Below are 14051 nucleotides of genomic sequence, written 5' to 3'. Positions count from 1 at the left end.
TACCGGCCTGTCACGCCGGGGGTCGCGGGTTCGAGTCCCGTCCGCTGCGCCATATCTGTTTCAAGGACCACTGAACGCCTTGAAGCGCCGAAACCAGTCATAGGCTGAATCGGATCGATAGCAAAGACCCTGGTCGAAAGGCCGGGGTTTTTTGTGTCTGAAATTTGGTTATTCCCCTCTCGAACTCCTGCGCAAATCGTCCTGTAGGAGCTGCGGCACGCTGCGATCTTTTGATCTTGCTCTTAAAAAATCCAGATCAAAAGATCGCAGCCTCGTTTCACTCGACAGCTTCTACAAGAATCTCTGCAAGCCTACTGCGGTGCCACGTCGCATTGATTTTTTTGATTATTTAGTCAGGTTTTTGTAACTGGTTGTTTGCTGTGGGCGCAGAAACCTTTAAAGTTAACCTTTCGGTCAGCTTTGCACTGTCAACACAGCTCTTTGCTTCGCCAGAAAGAGCTTCTGCACGACTCGAGATCCCCAGTAGATAACCACAAGGGCGGACCTATAACCGCCCAGAGGATGATCCATGTCCAACCGTGAAATATCCCGGCGCTCGTTCCTCCAGGGCGGGCTGGTGGCGGGTGTGAGCGTTACGCTTACGCCGCTCAGCAGTCAGGCGCTGGCTGCCTTGATGGAAAACAGCGTCACCGTGCCGTCCGAGAAATGGCTCGGCAATAACGGCAAGGCGCGGCAACGTAACGATGCCTTGTCCAAGGTCTGCGGCAGCAAGGTGTTTGCCCGCGACATCCGCGCCAAGGACATGCCTGGCTGGCCTGAGCAACAAGGCCACGCCATGCTGCTGAAAACCATCAAGGCCGACCGCATCTACGCAGGCTACGACCTGTCGTGGCTCGGCGCTGATCTGCAGCCGGACCGCATCGTTACCGCTGCCGATCTGGACAAGGACGGTATCGTCTTCCCCGAAGAGCACGCGCCTGATCCATTGCTGCCGGAAGGCAAAGTGCCGATGTTCATCGGTCACCCGGTAGCGATTCTGATCTGGAACGACTTCGAGCGTTTCCGTCAGGCCAAGAATCAACTCAAATTCAATGACAAAGCGATTCGTTACGGCGCCAAGGTGCCGTTCTACGAAGGCGATCCCTACGGCAGCTTCCGCTATGTGCGCGTCGGTGGCGCGACCTCGGCGGATGAAGACGAGTTCGCCAGCCTCAAGGATTCGATCCTGTTCCCGATGCTGAAGAACCGCCGTCCAGTCTGGAATGCATCGCCGAACCTGCATGGCAACCTCACCGAGCGCGGCCTGTTCTACGCCGACCGCATGAAGCAGGAAATCGACACGCCGCCAGACAACTGGCTGGTGTTCGATGAGCGCTACAAGACGCCGTCGATCGAACCGGCCGCCCTCGAGCCGGACAACGGCAACGGCTGGTACGACCCGAAAACCAAAACCCTGCATTTCGTCGTGGCGACGCAGTGCCCGCTGGAAGTCGCGACCGAGACCGCGAAGATGATCGGGCCGTCGCGTTTCGGCTTGTCCAATCTCAACATGCACCCGGGCTATACCGTCGGCTATGGCTCCAAAGACCACAACATTTTTGTCTACTACGCAGCCCTGGCTGCGCTGTACGGCGCCGGTGTGCCGGTGCGTCTGGCCAACGACCGCTACGAGCAGTTCCAGAGCGGCATCAAGCGTCACCCGTTCGACATCCGCTACCAGTTGGCCGTGGACAAGAATGACTACACCTTCAAGATTTTCCGTGCAGAAATGAGCGTCGACGGCGGCGGTCGGGTCAACTACAGCCCATCGGTGGCGGCGGTTGGCGCCACGGCTGCGCAGTCGATCTACTACATGCCGCAGAACGACCTGCAAGTCACCGCGTATCACTCGCGCGCGGTCGAGGCGGGTTCGATGCGCGGTTACGGCACCCTGCAGAGCATGGCGGCGACCGAAATGATGGTCGACGAGATCGCCAATCGTCTGGGTGTTGACGCCATCGATTTGCGCCGCAGGAATGCCCTGCGTTCCGGCATGAAAAACACCCAGGGCGCAATCCCGGCCGGTGCATTGCGCCTGCACGAAATTCTCGACAAGGCCTCGGTGCACGAAGTCTGGAAAAATCGCGACACGATCAAGCAACAACGTGAAGCGGCAGACCCGGATAACTGGTACGGCGTCGGTTTCGCCATCTGCCAGAAAGACTTCGGCACCGGCTCCGAAGCGCCGATGGCCAGCATCGAATTCACTGCTGACGGGCGCATCACCCTGCGCCATATCGGTATCGAAATCGGCACCGGCATGTCCACTTCGCAAGCCTTGGTCGTCGCCGATTTCCTCGGCAGCCCGGCGCACGAGGTGAAGACCGGCGAAACCGAGTGGCAGGAAATGCAGCTGATCACCAGCGGCAACCCGTACATCATGAGTCAGGCCGAGCAGGACAATCTGCTGCGCAATCCGCGCTGGGTCGGCAAGTTGGCGTCGGCGTCTTCGGCGACCAACTCCGCCTATTACTTCAGTCATGCCACCCGTGAAGCGGCGCGTGTGCTGTTCAACCACGGCTTGTGGCCGGCGGCGCTGGAGATCTGGCGTCAGGGTCCGTACGGCGGCCAGGCCAACCCTTATGTGGTGCGTCGCGAAGATGCGCATTGGATCGACGGCAAGCTGACCGCCAACGGTATGCAGCCGCTGAGTTTCGAGGAGCTGGCCAAGCGCGCCCACGAACGCGGTCTGGTGACTGGCGCCACGGTGCATGGTTTCAACCGCTGGAGCTGGGCCGAGGCTGAATACAGCATCGACGGCGTGCGCGAGCGCCTGCCGCTCGACGGTCTGGCGGTGAAATACGGCGATGGCGCACCACAAGCAAAGAAAGCACAGATGAACAGTGCCGGCTTCCACCTGCTTGATCGGCAGAACGTCAACTACCCGGTAGTGCAGTTGAACAACGCTGCCGTGACCTATTACAGCCCGGTCGCGACGCTGGTCGAGTTGAAGGTCAATAAAGGCTCGGCGGAAGTCCAAGTGCTCAACCACCATTCGTGGATCGAGTGCGGGCGCGTGCTGGTTGAAGAGTTGGTCAAGGGCCAACTTGAAGGTGGCATCGCCATGGGTATTGGTCATGCGCTGATGGAAGAGATGCCGTTGTACGAAGGCGGGCCGGGGGAGGGTGACTGGAACTTCAACCGTTACCGTCTGCCGATGGCCCGTCACGTAGCGGTGTGGAAGCAGACTGCGGAGATCCTGCCGCCGCTGTCGCCGAGCGATCCGTCCAAGGGCATCGCCGAAGTGGTGATGATCCCGATTGTCGGTGCCATCGGTAACGCCGTGGCGCACGCCATCGGTAAACGTGTTCGTGACTTGCCTATCACCGCTGCGCGCATCAAGGAGGCCCTCAATGGCTAACCGTCCGCTTCAACTGACCCTCAATGGTCAATCCGTCGGCCCGGTGGACATCCCTGATGACCTGCCGATGATCGACTACCTGCACGAATACAAAAACCTCACCGGCTCGCGGCTGGGCTGCGGTCAGGGGATCTGCCACGCCTGCGTGGTGATCGTCGACAATCCCGACGGCACCAGCGAAGAAGTGCGCACCTGCATCACCGGTGCGCATTACTTCGAGGGCAAGAAAGTCCGCACCATCGAAGGTCACGCCACTCGCGATGAGCAAGGCCAGGTCACCGAGCTCAATCCGATCCAGCAGCGCTTTGTCGACGAGTTTGCCTTCCAGTGCAGCTACTGCGCGCCAGGCTTCGTCAACGCCGCGACGGTGTTGGTCGAGAAGCTGCAGCGCCAGCCGATCGTCAAAAGTCAGCTGGAACAGGTGATCGAGGACAGCCTCGGCCATCACGTCTGCCGCTGCACCGGCTACGTGCGTTATTACAACGCCACGCGCAACGTGCTGACCGATCTTGGTCTGGTCAAGGAGGGTTGAGCATGAAGCGTTTACTGACCCGCCTGACTTTTGCGGTCGGACTGGCTGCGCCGCTTATGGCGGCCCACGCCGACGATCAGATCAAGCGCGGCGAATACCTCGCCCGCGCCGCTGACTGCGTGGCCTGCCACACCGCACCGGGTGGCGCGCCCTATGCCGGCGGCCTGCCGATCGTCTCGCCATTCGGCACGATCTACGGCACCAACATCACCCCGAGCAAAGAGCACGGCATCGGTCTGTACAACGATGACGAGTTCTTCGCTGCGCTAACCGCAGGCAAACGGCGCGACGGTGCGAATCTGTATCCAGCGATGCCGTACACCTCGTATCACCTGATGCCGCGCGCCGACTCCGATGCGATTCACGCGTATCTGAAAACCATCGAGCCGATCGAACGCGCCGCGCCGGTGACCAGCCTGAGCTTTCCGTTCAATGTGCGTCTGGGTCTGACCGGCTGGAACATGCTCTACGGCAAAGACGTCAAGCTGGAGCCGGCCGAAGGCAAAAGTGAGGCGTGGAAGCGCGGCCAGTACATGGTCGACGTTCTCGGTCACTGCGGCGAATGCCATACGCCACGCGGCCTGCCCGGCGCGATGCAAATGGACAAGCGCATGACCGGCGGCATCCTCAATGGTTATCTGGCGCCGAGCCTGCTCGCCACCGACCTGGCCGCGCGCGGCTGGAATCAGCAGGATCTGAGCACGTTTCTCAAGCACGGCATGAGCGCGCAAGGGACGATGTTCAACGAGATGTTCCCGGTGTTTCACAACAGCACTCAGGGGCTGAGCGATACGGATCTGGCGGCAATGGCGACATTCCTGCTCGGCGAGCAACCGCCGCCAGCCAAAGAGCTCGTCGAGGTGCCGCTCGACAAGCTCAGCGCGAGTGCTCAGCGCGGCCGTCAGGAATACCTGAACGTCTGCGCCGGTTGTCACGCGGCTGGCGGTGAAGGCAAGCCGCACATCGCAGTGGCCATGCGTGGCAACACCACGTTGCGCCTGGAAGATCCGCGCAATCTGTTGCGAGTGATCGAGGACGGCATCGGCGAACAGAAATTCTCCGGGTTCGAGCACATGCAGCCGATGCCGGGTTTTGCTGAAAAGCTCAGTCCTGAGCAATTGACTGATCTGCTCAACTACCTGCGTCAGGGTTGGGGCGGGCAGGGCGCTGAACTGGCGGTGAGCGAAGTGCAGAAGCTGCAAGCCGACGCGCCGAGCGTCGAGCGCAAGGCCCACTGATATGCAGCATCTCGATCTGCAAGTGGTGCGTCGGGCGCTGGAATGGTCGGTGGCCGGGCAGCGAATCTGGCTGTGCACGGTGCTGACCACTTACGGCTCGGCACCGCGCGCGCCGGGTTCGCTGCTCGCGGTGAACGAAGGCGGGCAGTGGATCGGTTCGCTGTCGGGCGGTTGCGTTGAGGAGGATTTTCTTGAGCGCGTCGCCGAAGGTGCGTTTCACGAAGCGGTCAGCGTCGTGCGTTACGGCGAAGGCGATGATCCGCGCTCGCGGGTCAGTCTGCCTTGCGGCGGCATTCTTGATGTGCTGGTTGAGAAACTTGACGCCGACTGCGCGGTGCAGGCGCATCTGCGTGAACTGGAATCAGCGCTGCTGGGTCAGCGTCGGCTGCTTCGCGAAGTCGACCTGGCCAGCGGTGCGCGCGCTCTGTTTGCTGATCGCGAGCAGGGTGCGCGGATCGAGCGTGAGATCGATCGGGTGCGCATTCGTGTCGGTGCAGCACAGCGCTTGTTGCTCGCTGGCTACTCAAGTGTGGCGCAGGCCTGTGCCGAGTTCGCGGTAGGGCTTGGCTTCGAAGTGATTCTCTGCGATCCGCGTGATGAAGTGCTTGAAGGCGTGGTGCTCAATAGCGTGGAAATCCGTCGACAGTTGCCTTCGGTGTTCATTGCCGATGGTGGCTGCCATAGCGACACGGCAGTCGTGGCACTGACCCATGATCCGCGCATCGACGATCTGGCGATGATGGAAGCGGTGCGCACCGAAGCGTTTTACATCGGTGTGATGGGTTCAGTGCAGACCTCGCAGAAACGCTTCGAGCGCTTACGCCGCATTGGTGGCTTGAGTGAGGCAGAGCTGGCGCGGATTCATGCGCCGATCGGCCTCAACCTCGGCAGCAAGACCCCTGCGGAAATTGCGCTGGCGGTGCTGGCGGATATTCTGCGGATTCGCAGCGGGATCGCTCGGGATCAGCTCTGATCCTAAGCCTTGCTGAATCTATTGTGGCGAGAGGATTTATCCCCGTTGGACTGCGCAGCAGTCCCCTCCTGCTCAAGAGGGGGCGCTTCGCACCCCCAACGGGGATAAATCCCCTCGCCACAATGGTGTTTATAGGCCGTACTTATCGCGTAGCCCGTAATACCAGGCGCCCAGCGCGGCAAACGGTGTGCGTAGCAGTTGCCCGCCGGGGAAGGGGTAGTGGGGCAGGTCGGCAAAGGCATCGAAGCGCTCGGCCTGACCACGCAACGCTTCGGCGAGGATCTTGCCCGCCAGGTGCGTGTAGGTGACGCCGTGACCGCTGCAGCCCTGCGAGTAATAGATGTTGTCGCCCAGGCGCCCGACCTGTGGCAAGCGCGACAGGGTCAGCAGGAAGTTGCCGGTCCAGGCGTAGTCGATCTTCACGCCCTTGAGTTGCGGGAAAGCCTTGAGCATCTTCGGGCGGATGATCGCTTCGATGTTCGCCGGATCGCGAGCGCCGTAAACCACGCCGCCACCGAAGATCAAGCGCTTGTCGGCGGTCAGGCGATAGTAGTCGAGCAGATAGTTGCAGTCCTCTACGCAGTAGTCCTGCGGCAATAGCGCCTTCGCCAGCTCATCGCCCAGTGGCTCGGTAGTGATCACTTGAGTGCCGCACGGCATCGATTTGGCCGCCAGTTCCGGTACCAGATTACCGAGGTAGGCGTTGCCGGCGACGATGATGAACCTGGCCCTGACCTTGCCCTGCGGCGTATGCACAACCGGATTGGCGCCGCGCTCGATGCGCACGGCAGGTGATTGCTCATAGATGGTGCCGCCGAGAGACTCGACTGCCGCCGCTTCACCGAGCGCCAGATTCAGCGGATGAATGTGGCCGCCGCTCATATCGAGCATGCCACCGACGTACTGATCGCAGCCGACCACTTCGCGGATGCGGCGTTGATCCATCAGTTCCAGCTGGGTGTGGCCGAAGCGTTCCCACAGGCGCTTTTGCGATTCGAGGTGCCCCATTTGTTTGGCGGAAAGGGCGGCGAATACACCGCCGTCCTTCAGGTCGCACTGGATGTTGTATCTGGCCACGCGCTCGCGAATGATCCGGCCGCCTTCAAAGGCCATTTCGCCGAGCAGTTGCGCCTGCTTGGGGCCGACCGTGCGTTCAATGACGTCGATGTCGCGGCTATAGCTGTTGACGATCTGCCCACCGTTTCGGCCCGAGGCGCCAAAACCGACTTTCGCCGCTTCCAGCACGGTTACGCGAAAACCGTTCTCCAACAGGAACAGGGCGGACGACAGCCCGGTATACCCGGCGCCGATCACACAGACGTCCGTCTCCACATCATCCTGCAGCACAGGGCGTGGTGGTACGGCATTGGCCGACGCAGCGTAATAAGACTCTGGGTATTGGGTGTTCTCCATCCTGCCGCCTCTGTTTAATATATTTTACGAGTGCGTCGATCCTACCCGAGTTGAAAAACCTCCGCCAGCCAGCGGAAAATCTTCGTCGCTGAGGCGAAATTAAATATTTTGCATATTCATAGGGTTAGGTGAAAAAAAGGTGTTGACACCCCTCCGGAATTCCGTAGAATGCCGCCTCACAGCAGGCACGTAGCTCAGTTGGTTAGAGCACCACCTTGACATGGTGGGGGTCGTTGGTTCGAGTCCAATCGCGCCTACCAAACAAAATCCGCTCTGCTGGGCGGTCTAGAAGGGCTCACCGAAAGGTGGGCCCTTTTTTGTTGTCTGTGATTTGCGCAACGCTTGTTCCCGGTCCTTTCCGCTTCGTTCTGATCAGCTCTCCATTCATTACTGTTTGCGCAAAATGATCAAGCGCCATTTTGGTGCATTCTTCTTCCATTTCGTTGTTGAAAACACCTGAATATCCAAAGGCTTACAGCTCTTTTTCTCCAACCGGTTATCGAAAAAGCCTTGTTGCATGTTGGGAATTTAAGTAACATCCGTTCCGCGTTCACCACCACGGTTTATGCATTTTTAAATCCCAAGCTTCCATCAGCTGCTTGGGATTTTTTTTGCCTGCGATTTGGCGTTTGGGCGCCTATCCCTCCATCACCTCCAAGCGAGGCGCGGTTTTTTCGTCTACTACTGACTGGCCGATTTTCAACTCTTTATAAGGGAGTGCGTCGATGCTGAGTCAGTGGGTCCTTGCCGCTATTCATCTATTCGCGTTTGCCTTGGCTTTCTGGGCGGCGCTGACGCGCGGCACAGCTTTCCGAAAGCTCTCGGCGGGCACGGGAGAGGTCAAGTACGTTCTGCTCGCGGATAACTTGTGGGGGCTTTCAGCTTTGACGCTGCTTATCACCGGAGCGATGCGTGCTTTTGGTGGTTACGAGAAAGGCTCTGACTATTACCTGCATCAGCCGCTGTTTCATCTGAAGATGACGCTGTTCTTGCTGATCCTGCTGATGGAGCTGGCACCGATGATCACGCTGATCAAATGCCGCATCGCATCCTCGCGCGGTGCGGCGCTCGATAGCGGACGTGCGAAGTTGTACGCGCGAATCAGTCATGTTGAAGCGCTGCTGCTGATCCTGATGATGGTCGCGGCGACAGGCATGGCGCGTGGCGTGATATTCGCTTAGAAGGCGAAATTCGCCGTGCTCTATCGGAAACGTCCGACAGCCAGCTCCAGGAGTGAAAGGTAATATCGGCGCAAGAAAGGAGGGAGGGGCAAGTGAAAGGAGTCAGCATGCTTCAGGCGCCGTGCCCAGCGGGGTGAAATGCGGATGGCTAAACGGCGCGTGAATCTTTAGCCAGTCTTGCGCGACGGCAATAGGACTGGCTACGTAATGCAAAGTGGCTCAGGGCGTTTGCGGCTTGTCCGGAGCGGTCAGGCCGGCCTGGATGCGTTGGTAGATTTCTTCACGGTGCACTGCCACGTTTTTCGGAGCGTTGATACCGATGCGGACTTGTTGGCCGCTGACTCCGAGGATGGTGATCGTGATGTCATCACCAATGTTTATGCTTTCACCGACTTTGCGGGTGAGTATCAGCATGGTCTTCTCCTTGATTGCTTTGTAGGGCACCTGATTCAGACAGTGCAGAGGTCGGTGGTATCTATAGATTAGTGCGAAGTCTCACGGTTTGGGTGCCTCTTTCTGACGCGCAGAAGCGGCATTAATTCCCAGGGCGTAACTATACAGAGGCTGCAATCATCATTCTCGTTGTTTTGTGCCCATTTTGCGGGGCTCGCGAAGTATTTTTGAATGATAAGATCGCCGCTTTACGAATTCCGAGGGAAGCGTTGTGCGCAAATTGGTTTGGCTGGTAGCGGCACTGGCATTGGCAGGCTGCGGTGAAGGCAAGAATGTAGATGCGCCGAAGCCTGAGACGAAGGTCGCGGCAGCGCCGGCGGCCGCCGCGCCACAGTGGGATCTGGAAGTGCGTGGCGAGACTCCTCAGGCCGTCAGTGACCTGAGCGGCTGGTTGATCGAGCACGCTTTCGTTCCGACGGTCGTCAAGGACGGCAGCGGTAAAACACGAATTCTGATCGGTCCGTTCAATTCCCAGGCTGACGCCGAGGCGCGCAAGGTGCAGGTGGATGCGGCGTTGGTAAAAGCCAAAAAACAAAATATCGAGTCGGTGGTGATCGAGCATCCGCTAACGCCTTAAGCGAAGCGCCTTCAAAACACGCTGAACAGACATTAAAAAGGCCTCGAGCATAACGCTCGAGGCCTTTTTATTTGTGATGCAATCAGCCGCAGGCTTTCAGATTTACCGAGCCGACAAACTCGTTGCCGCGCCCCATCACGCACGCCACGCTCTGGTTGCGCTGACGTTCCCAATCCTGCACTGGATAGGTCTTGTCCCACGCTTCGTATAGCTGCCGATCCTGCTTCGACAGGCGCAGTCCGTATTGTTTGCTCATATAAAAATACGTGCGGGCGATCATGCCGCGAATCGAAGGGCGGGGCATGACCTTCTTGGCCTTGAAGTCGACCTGCGTCAGGCAGGAGCCGTACTGGCCGGACTGCACCGGCAACCAGCCATAGCTGAAATTGCTGCGGTCACCGTTGACCTCTCCAATGCTCGGCACCAGATTGTGCAAATCAGCTTCGGCCTTTTGATAAACCGGATCGTAACGCGTGCAATTCTTGCGTCCGCCTTGCTGCCAGCACTGCCGCTGATGGCCGATCTGCCAGGCCGGCACGATGTGCTCCCATTCGATTCTCGATGCACGCTTGGCGTTCTTGCGCGGCACATAGCCGCAAGCCTTCAGGTCGACCTTGTTGCCGGTGTACTTGCAGCCGCAGTAAAACTCGGTGGATTGCGGCGCATAAAGTTTCCACGCGGCTTTCTTGGCTTCGGAAAATGTACGTGGGGCGCCAGCCTGGGCGCCCATGGCGAAAAACAACAACAGCAAAGCAACACAGCGGACACTCATTGAGTCAATCTTCCTTCGGCACAACCCAAAAAATCTGCACGCCACCGTCATCGCGATAAGCGAGGGTAACGTTGTCGTTCTCGTCGATTTCCTCGAGCAAGCGCTCCCAGTCGTCCATCGGCTCATCCGGCAGACGGAAAATCAGTGCGGCTTTGGCTTTTTGTGCGGTGGGGGAATTGATGATTTTCTGAACGCGCATACCCATGCGTTCGTAAGCGTCAGGAGCAGCAGGAGAGGTGGCCACGAGGTTATCCTTATTAAGCTGTACGTGCATACAGTATTTAACTGTAGGCGATTTCGCAACTGCTTAAAATTCAAGAAAATCCTCTGACAGCGGGTTTCCGGTTTTGGTGTAGGGCTTGTCGAGATTTTTGTGGGAAAAGTATTGGAAGGGTGTAAGCGGGGCACCACCTGCCAAGCTGGCAGGTGATGCGCAATTGCCCGATCGAGACGTGATCAGGCGATGTTCAATCAGTATTCCCAGAACATCCGTTGCAGCTCTTTACTGTCGTTGGTCTTGGTCAGCGCGACCATCGCCAGGATGCGGGCTTTTTGCGGGTTCAGATCGTGAGCGACAACCCAGTCGTATTTGTCGTCAGGCTGTTCGGCGTTACGCAGGACAAAGCCGCCAGCGTTGACGTGGGACGAGCGAATGATCTGCACGCCATCCTTGCGCAGCGCTTGCAGGGATGGAACCACACGAGAGGATACCGAACCGTTGCCAGTGCCGGCGTGGATGATGGCTTTGGCGCCGGCTTGCGCCAGTGCCTTGTAGGCGGTATCGCTGACGTTGCCGTAGGAGTAGGCAATTTCTACGTCAGGCAGGCTCTTGATGTTTTTGATGTCGAATTCCGAATCCATGGTGTGACGCTTGGCCGGCAGGCGGAACCAGTAGGATTTGCCTTCGACCACCATGCCCAGCGGGCCCCAAGCACTTTTGAATGCTTCGGTCTTGATGTTGATCATTTTGCTGACGTCGCGACCGGACTGGATCTCGTCGTTCATGGTCACCAGCACGCCTTTGCCGCGCGCTTCTTTGCTGCTCGCCACGGCGACGGCGTTGTACAGGTTGAGCATGCCGTCTGCCGACATGGCAGTGCCCGGACGCATCGAACCTACGACGATGATCGGCTTGTCGGTTTTCTCGACCAGGTTCAGGAAGTACGCGGTTTCTTCGAGGGTGTCGGTGCCGTGGGTGATAACGATGCCGTCGACGTCCTTGCTGTCAGCCAGTTCGGAAACGCGACGACCCAATTGCAGCAGGTTGTCGTTGGTGATGCTTTCCGAAGCGATCTGCATGACTTGTTCGCCACGCACGTTAGCCAGTTTGCTCAGCTCGGGAATGCCGGCAATCAGTTGCTCGATACCGACTTTCGCTGCCTGGTAAGTGGCGCTGTTGGCGGCACTGGCGCCAGCGCCGGCGATGGTACCGCCGGTGGCGAGAACAACGACGTTGGCCAGTTTGGTCTGGGTTTCGACTTCTTTTGCCTGAAGGGCAGTAGGCAGGAGCAGGAGGAGGGCCAATGCGCCCGGAATCAAGGTATTGAAAGCAGATTTCATTATTTTTCTCTCTAGTCGTGAGACGGTGCTGATGCAGGTTCATCTAGATGCGCCCCAAGCCGATCTGAATGCTTGAGGTGCAAGGACGGGAGCAGGATTCATACCATGCGTAATGTGCTGGCGGAAAATGTTTAACCCGATGATTTAAATCAATATTTGTCGGTGGCTGGAGCATCGTTGAGGACCCAGCCATCCGGGATTCCGAACGACAGCGGGATTCTTGTTCGGCTCGCCGATAGGCAATCTCTGAAAAGCCAGGCGGGAGACAAATCCCTGCTAAAGAAATGTGCTGCCAGGCCGATGCGTCCTCAAGGAAACCAAATCTTAGGAGTTCACATGTCATTGACGGTCGGTTTTGCCAATCCCGCTGCAGTCACCATCGGCGGTAAAACTGCAGCGACTATCAACACCCTGAATGACGCGACCAATGAGGCATCGGCGCAGGCGCTGGGTACCGAGAAGACTGAGAAGAATCAGGTCAGAACCGGTGGTGGTCCTGTGCAGGAAAACAGTGAAACCGAGGCTGACAGCAATCTCAGCATTACCGTCAAGACACTGCTCAAGCGGATGAAGGAGTTGCAAAAACAACTTCAGGAGCAGCAGCAACAACTGGCTGCGGCTCAGGCCGCAAGCTATCCGACTCCCGAAGCGAAATCCCAGGCAGTGATGTCGATTCAGGGCCAGATCGCGCAAACCAGCGCCGCACTGGCGGAAGTGGCGGGTGCGTTGGTCAAGGAGATGTCGAAAAGCGCTCCCAGCGGCGGCTTGGTCAACACGACTGCCTGAAGCGCCAAATTGCCAATTCGGCGATTCGGCCTACAACAAAAGACGATTTCTGATTGTTGACAAATGTCGGCGGGATTCTCATAGTTCGGTCTACGCAAACGTTTGCGCGGCTTGGAAGGGATTTTCTCCCGGAGCCGTGACGTAGCTTACGTCAGCGCAAACGTTGCTCACAATAATCATAAGATCGGAGTGAACCCATGAAGCTGCCATTCGCCGCACGTCTTCTTGCTGTCGCTATGCTGGCTGCCACAGCCGCCGCACTACCTGTCTCCTCGGCATTCGCCGAATCTGTAGAAAAGCCCAAAGTCGCGCTGGTCATGAAATCCTTGGCAAACGAATTCTTCCTGACCATGGAAGACGGCGCCAAGGCCTACCAGAAAGAACACTCCGCCGATTTCGATCTGATCTCCAACGGCATCAAGGACGAAACCGACACCGCCGGCCAGACTCGCATCGTCGAACAGATGATACTGGCCAAGGTGAATGCACTGGTGATCGCGCCTTCTGACTCCAAAGCCATGGTGCCGGTTATCAAGAAGGCCGTAGACGCCGGTATCACGGTGATCAACATCGACAACCAGCTCGATCCCGCCGTAGTCAAAAGCAAAAACATCAACGTGCCTTTCGTAGGTCCGGACAACCGCAAGGGTGCACGTCTGGTCGGCGAATACCTGGCCAAGCAACTGAAGGCGGGCGACGAGGTCGGCATCATCGAAGGCGTGTCCACCACCACCAACGCGCAGGCACGCACGGCCGGCTTCAAGGACGCGATGGAAGCCGCGCAGATCAAAGTGGTCTCGCTGCAATCCGGTGATTGGGAAATCGACAAGGGCAACAAGGTTGCCGCTTCGATCCTCAGTGAATACCCCGATGTCAAAGCACTGCTGGCCGGTAACGACAGCATGGCGGTCGGCGCCGTTTCCGCAGTCCGTGCCGCTGGCAAGGCAGGGCAGGTAAAAGTCGTCGGTTACGACAACATCAATGCGATCAAGCCAATGCTCAAGGACGGTCGTGTGCTGGCGACGGCTGACCAGTTTGCAGCCAAGCAGGCCGTGTTCGGCATCGAAACCGCACTGAAGATCATCAAAGGCGAGAAAGTCGACAGCGGTGCCAACGGCGTGATCGAAACACCGGTCGAACTGGTCACCCAGTAAGTCATCTGGCGACACAACGGCGCTCGTCCGTCCGGGCGAGCGCATGGAGAT

At 58.3% G+C, this 14051-nt stretch carries 13 protein-coding genes and 1 tRNA gene; 9 read left to right on the top strand and 5 right to left on the bottom strand.

Features of this window, described 5'->3' with window-relative positions:
• Window positions 1-529: 529 nt before the first annotated feature.
• Genes D8U60_RS03885 through D8U60_RS03870 form a run of 4 tightly spaced genes read left to right on the top strand, consistent with a single transcriptional unit; the run spans window position 530 to window position 6104 of the window.
• On the top strand, window positions 530-3361 hold the full coding sequence (locus tag D8U60_RS03885) for a xanthine dehydrogenase family protein molybdopterin-binding subunit (protein WP_130899507.1): 2832 nt from the start codon (window positions 530-532) through the stop codon (window positions 3359-3361).
• Window positions 3354-3893: a (2Fe-2S)-binding protein gene (locus D8U60_RS03880; RefSeq protein ID WP_016773947.1), complete on the top strand. Its 540-nt coding sequence runs from the start codon at window positions 3354-3356 to the stop codon at window positions 3891-3893. Before D8U60_RS03885 ends, D8U60_RS03880 begins: the two co-directional genes overlap by 8 nt.
• A 2-nt stretch (window positions 3894-3895) precedes the next feature.
• Window positions 3896-5131: a cytochrome c gene (locus D8U60_RS03875; protein ID WP_130899506.1), complete on the top strand. Its 1236-nt coding sequence runs from the start codon at window positions 3896-3898 to the stop codon at window positions 5129-5131.
• A gap of 1 nt (window position 5132) precedes the next feature.
• On the top strand, window positions 5133-6104 hold the full coding sequence (locus D8U60_RS03870; protein WP_130899505.1) for an XdhC family protein: 972 nt from the start codon (window positions 5133-5135) through the stop codon (window positions 6102-6104).
• Between the two features lie 129 nt (window positions 6105-6233).
• Here the strand turns inward: D8U60_RS03870 and D8U60_RS03865 are convergent, their stop codons facing one another.
• Window positions 6234-7517 (bottom strand): FAD-binding oxidoreductase, encoded by a 1284-nt coding sequence (locus D8U60_RS03865; protein ID WP_130899504.1) that lies wholly within the window; start codon window positions 7515-7517, stop codon window positions 6234-6236.
• A 183-nt stretch (window positions 7518-7700) separates the two neighbouring features.
• Between D8U60_RS03865 and D8U60_RS03860 the strand changes: the two genes are divergently transcribed.
• Both D8U60_RS03860 and D8U60_RS03855 read left to right on the top strand, forming a co-directional pair.
• Window positions 7701-7777 (top strand) — tRNA-Val (locus tag D8U60_RS03860).
• Window positions 7778-8242: 465 nt separating this feature from the next.
• The gene (locus tag D8U60_RS03855; protein ID WP_122881504.1) at window positions 8243-8698 is read left to right on the top strand and encodes a DUF2214 family protein; all 456 of its coding nucleotides are present in this window, start codon (window positions 8243-8245) and stop codon (window positions 8696-8698) included.
• 219 nt (window positions 8699-8917) lie between these two features.
• Here D8U60_RS03855 and csrA read toward each other — a convergent pair whose 3' ends face one another.
• The gene (gene csrA / locus D8U60_RS03850; protein WP_003179932.1) at window positions 8918-9112 is read right to left on the bottom strand and encodes a carbon storage regulator CsrA; all 195 of its coding nucleotides are present in this window, start codon (window positions 9110-9112) and stop codon (window positions 8918-8920) included.
• Window positions 9113-9362: 250 nt separating this feature from the next.
• Between csrA and D8U60_RS03845 the strand changes: the two genes are divergently transcribed.
• Window positions 9363-9728 (top strand): SPOR domain-containing protein, encoded by a 366-nt coding sequence (locus D8U60_RS03845; RefSeq protein WP_024012401.1) that lies wholly within the window; start codon window positions 9363-9365, stop codon window positions 9726-9728.
• Window positions 9729-9810: 82 nt separating this feature from the next.
• Here D8U60_RS03845 and D8U60_RS03840 read toward each other — a convergent pair whose 3' ends face one another.
• The 3 genes from D8U60_RS03840 to D8U60_RS03830 form a co-directional block, all read right to left on the bottom strand.
• Window positions 9811-10500: an endonuclease I family protein gene (locus tag D8U60_RS03840; RefSeq protein ID WP_024012402.1), complete on the bottom strand. Its 690-nt coding sequence runs from the start codon at window positions 10498-10500 to the stop codon at window positions 9811-9813.
• A gap of 4 nt (window positions 10501-10504) precedes the next feature.
• The gene (locus D8U60_RS03835; protein ID WP_016774035.1) at window positions 10505-10774 is read right to left on the bottom strand and encodes a DUF1654 domain-containing protein; all 270 of its coding nucleotides are present in this window, start codon (window positions 10772-10774) and stop codon (window positions 10505-10507) included.
• Between the two features lie 197 nt (window positions 10775-10971).
• Entirely contained in the window at window positions 10972-12060 is a 1089-nt protein-coding gene (locus D8U60_RS03830) for an asparaginase (RefSeq protein ID WP_122747214.1), read from the bottom strand.
• Window positions 12061-12396: 336 nt separating this feature from the next.
• Between D8U60_RS03830 and D8U60_RS03825 the strand changes: the two genes are divergently transcribed.
• Both D8U60_RS03825 and D8U60_RS03820 read left to right on the top strand, forming a co-directional pair.
• The gene (locus D8U60_RS03825; protein ID WP_016774037.1) at window positions 12397-12846 is read left to right on the top strand and encodes a hypothetical protein; all 450 of its coding nucleotides are present in this window, start codon (window positions 12397-12399) and stop codon (window positions 12844-12846) included.
• 197 nt (window positions 12847-13043) lie between these two features.
• A complete protein-coding gene (locus D8U60_RS03820; protein WP_016774038.1) occupies window positions 13044-14000 on the top strand; it encodes a sugar ABC transporter substrate-binding protein in 957 nt (318 codons plus the stop codon).
• The last annotated feature ends 51 nt before the right edge of the window (window positions 14001-14051 follow it).

The organism is Pseudomonas sp. Sample_11, assembly GCF_004307505.1.
Lineage (GTDB): Bacteria > Pseudomonadota > Gammaproteobacteria > Pseudomonadales > Pseudomonadaceae > Aquipseudomonas > Aquipseudomonas atacamensis.
The sequence above is the reverse complement of the archived record's forward strand: the minus strand, read 5'-3'. Positions and strand labels throughout refer to the sequence as shown.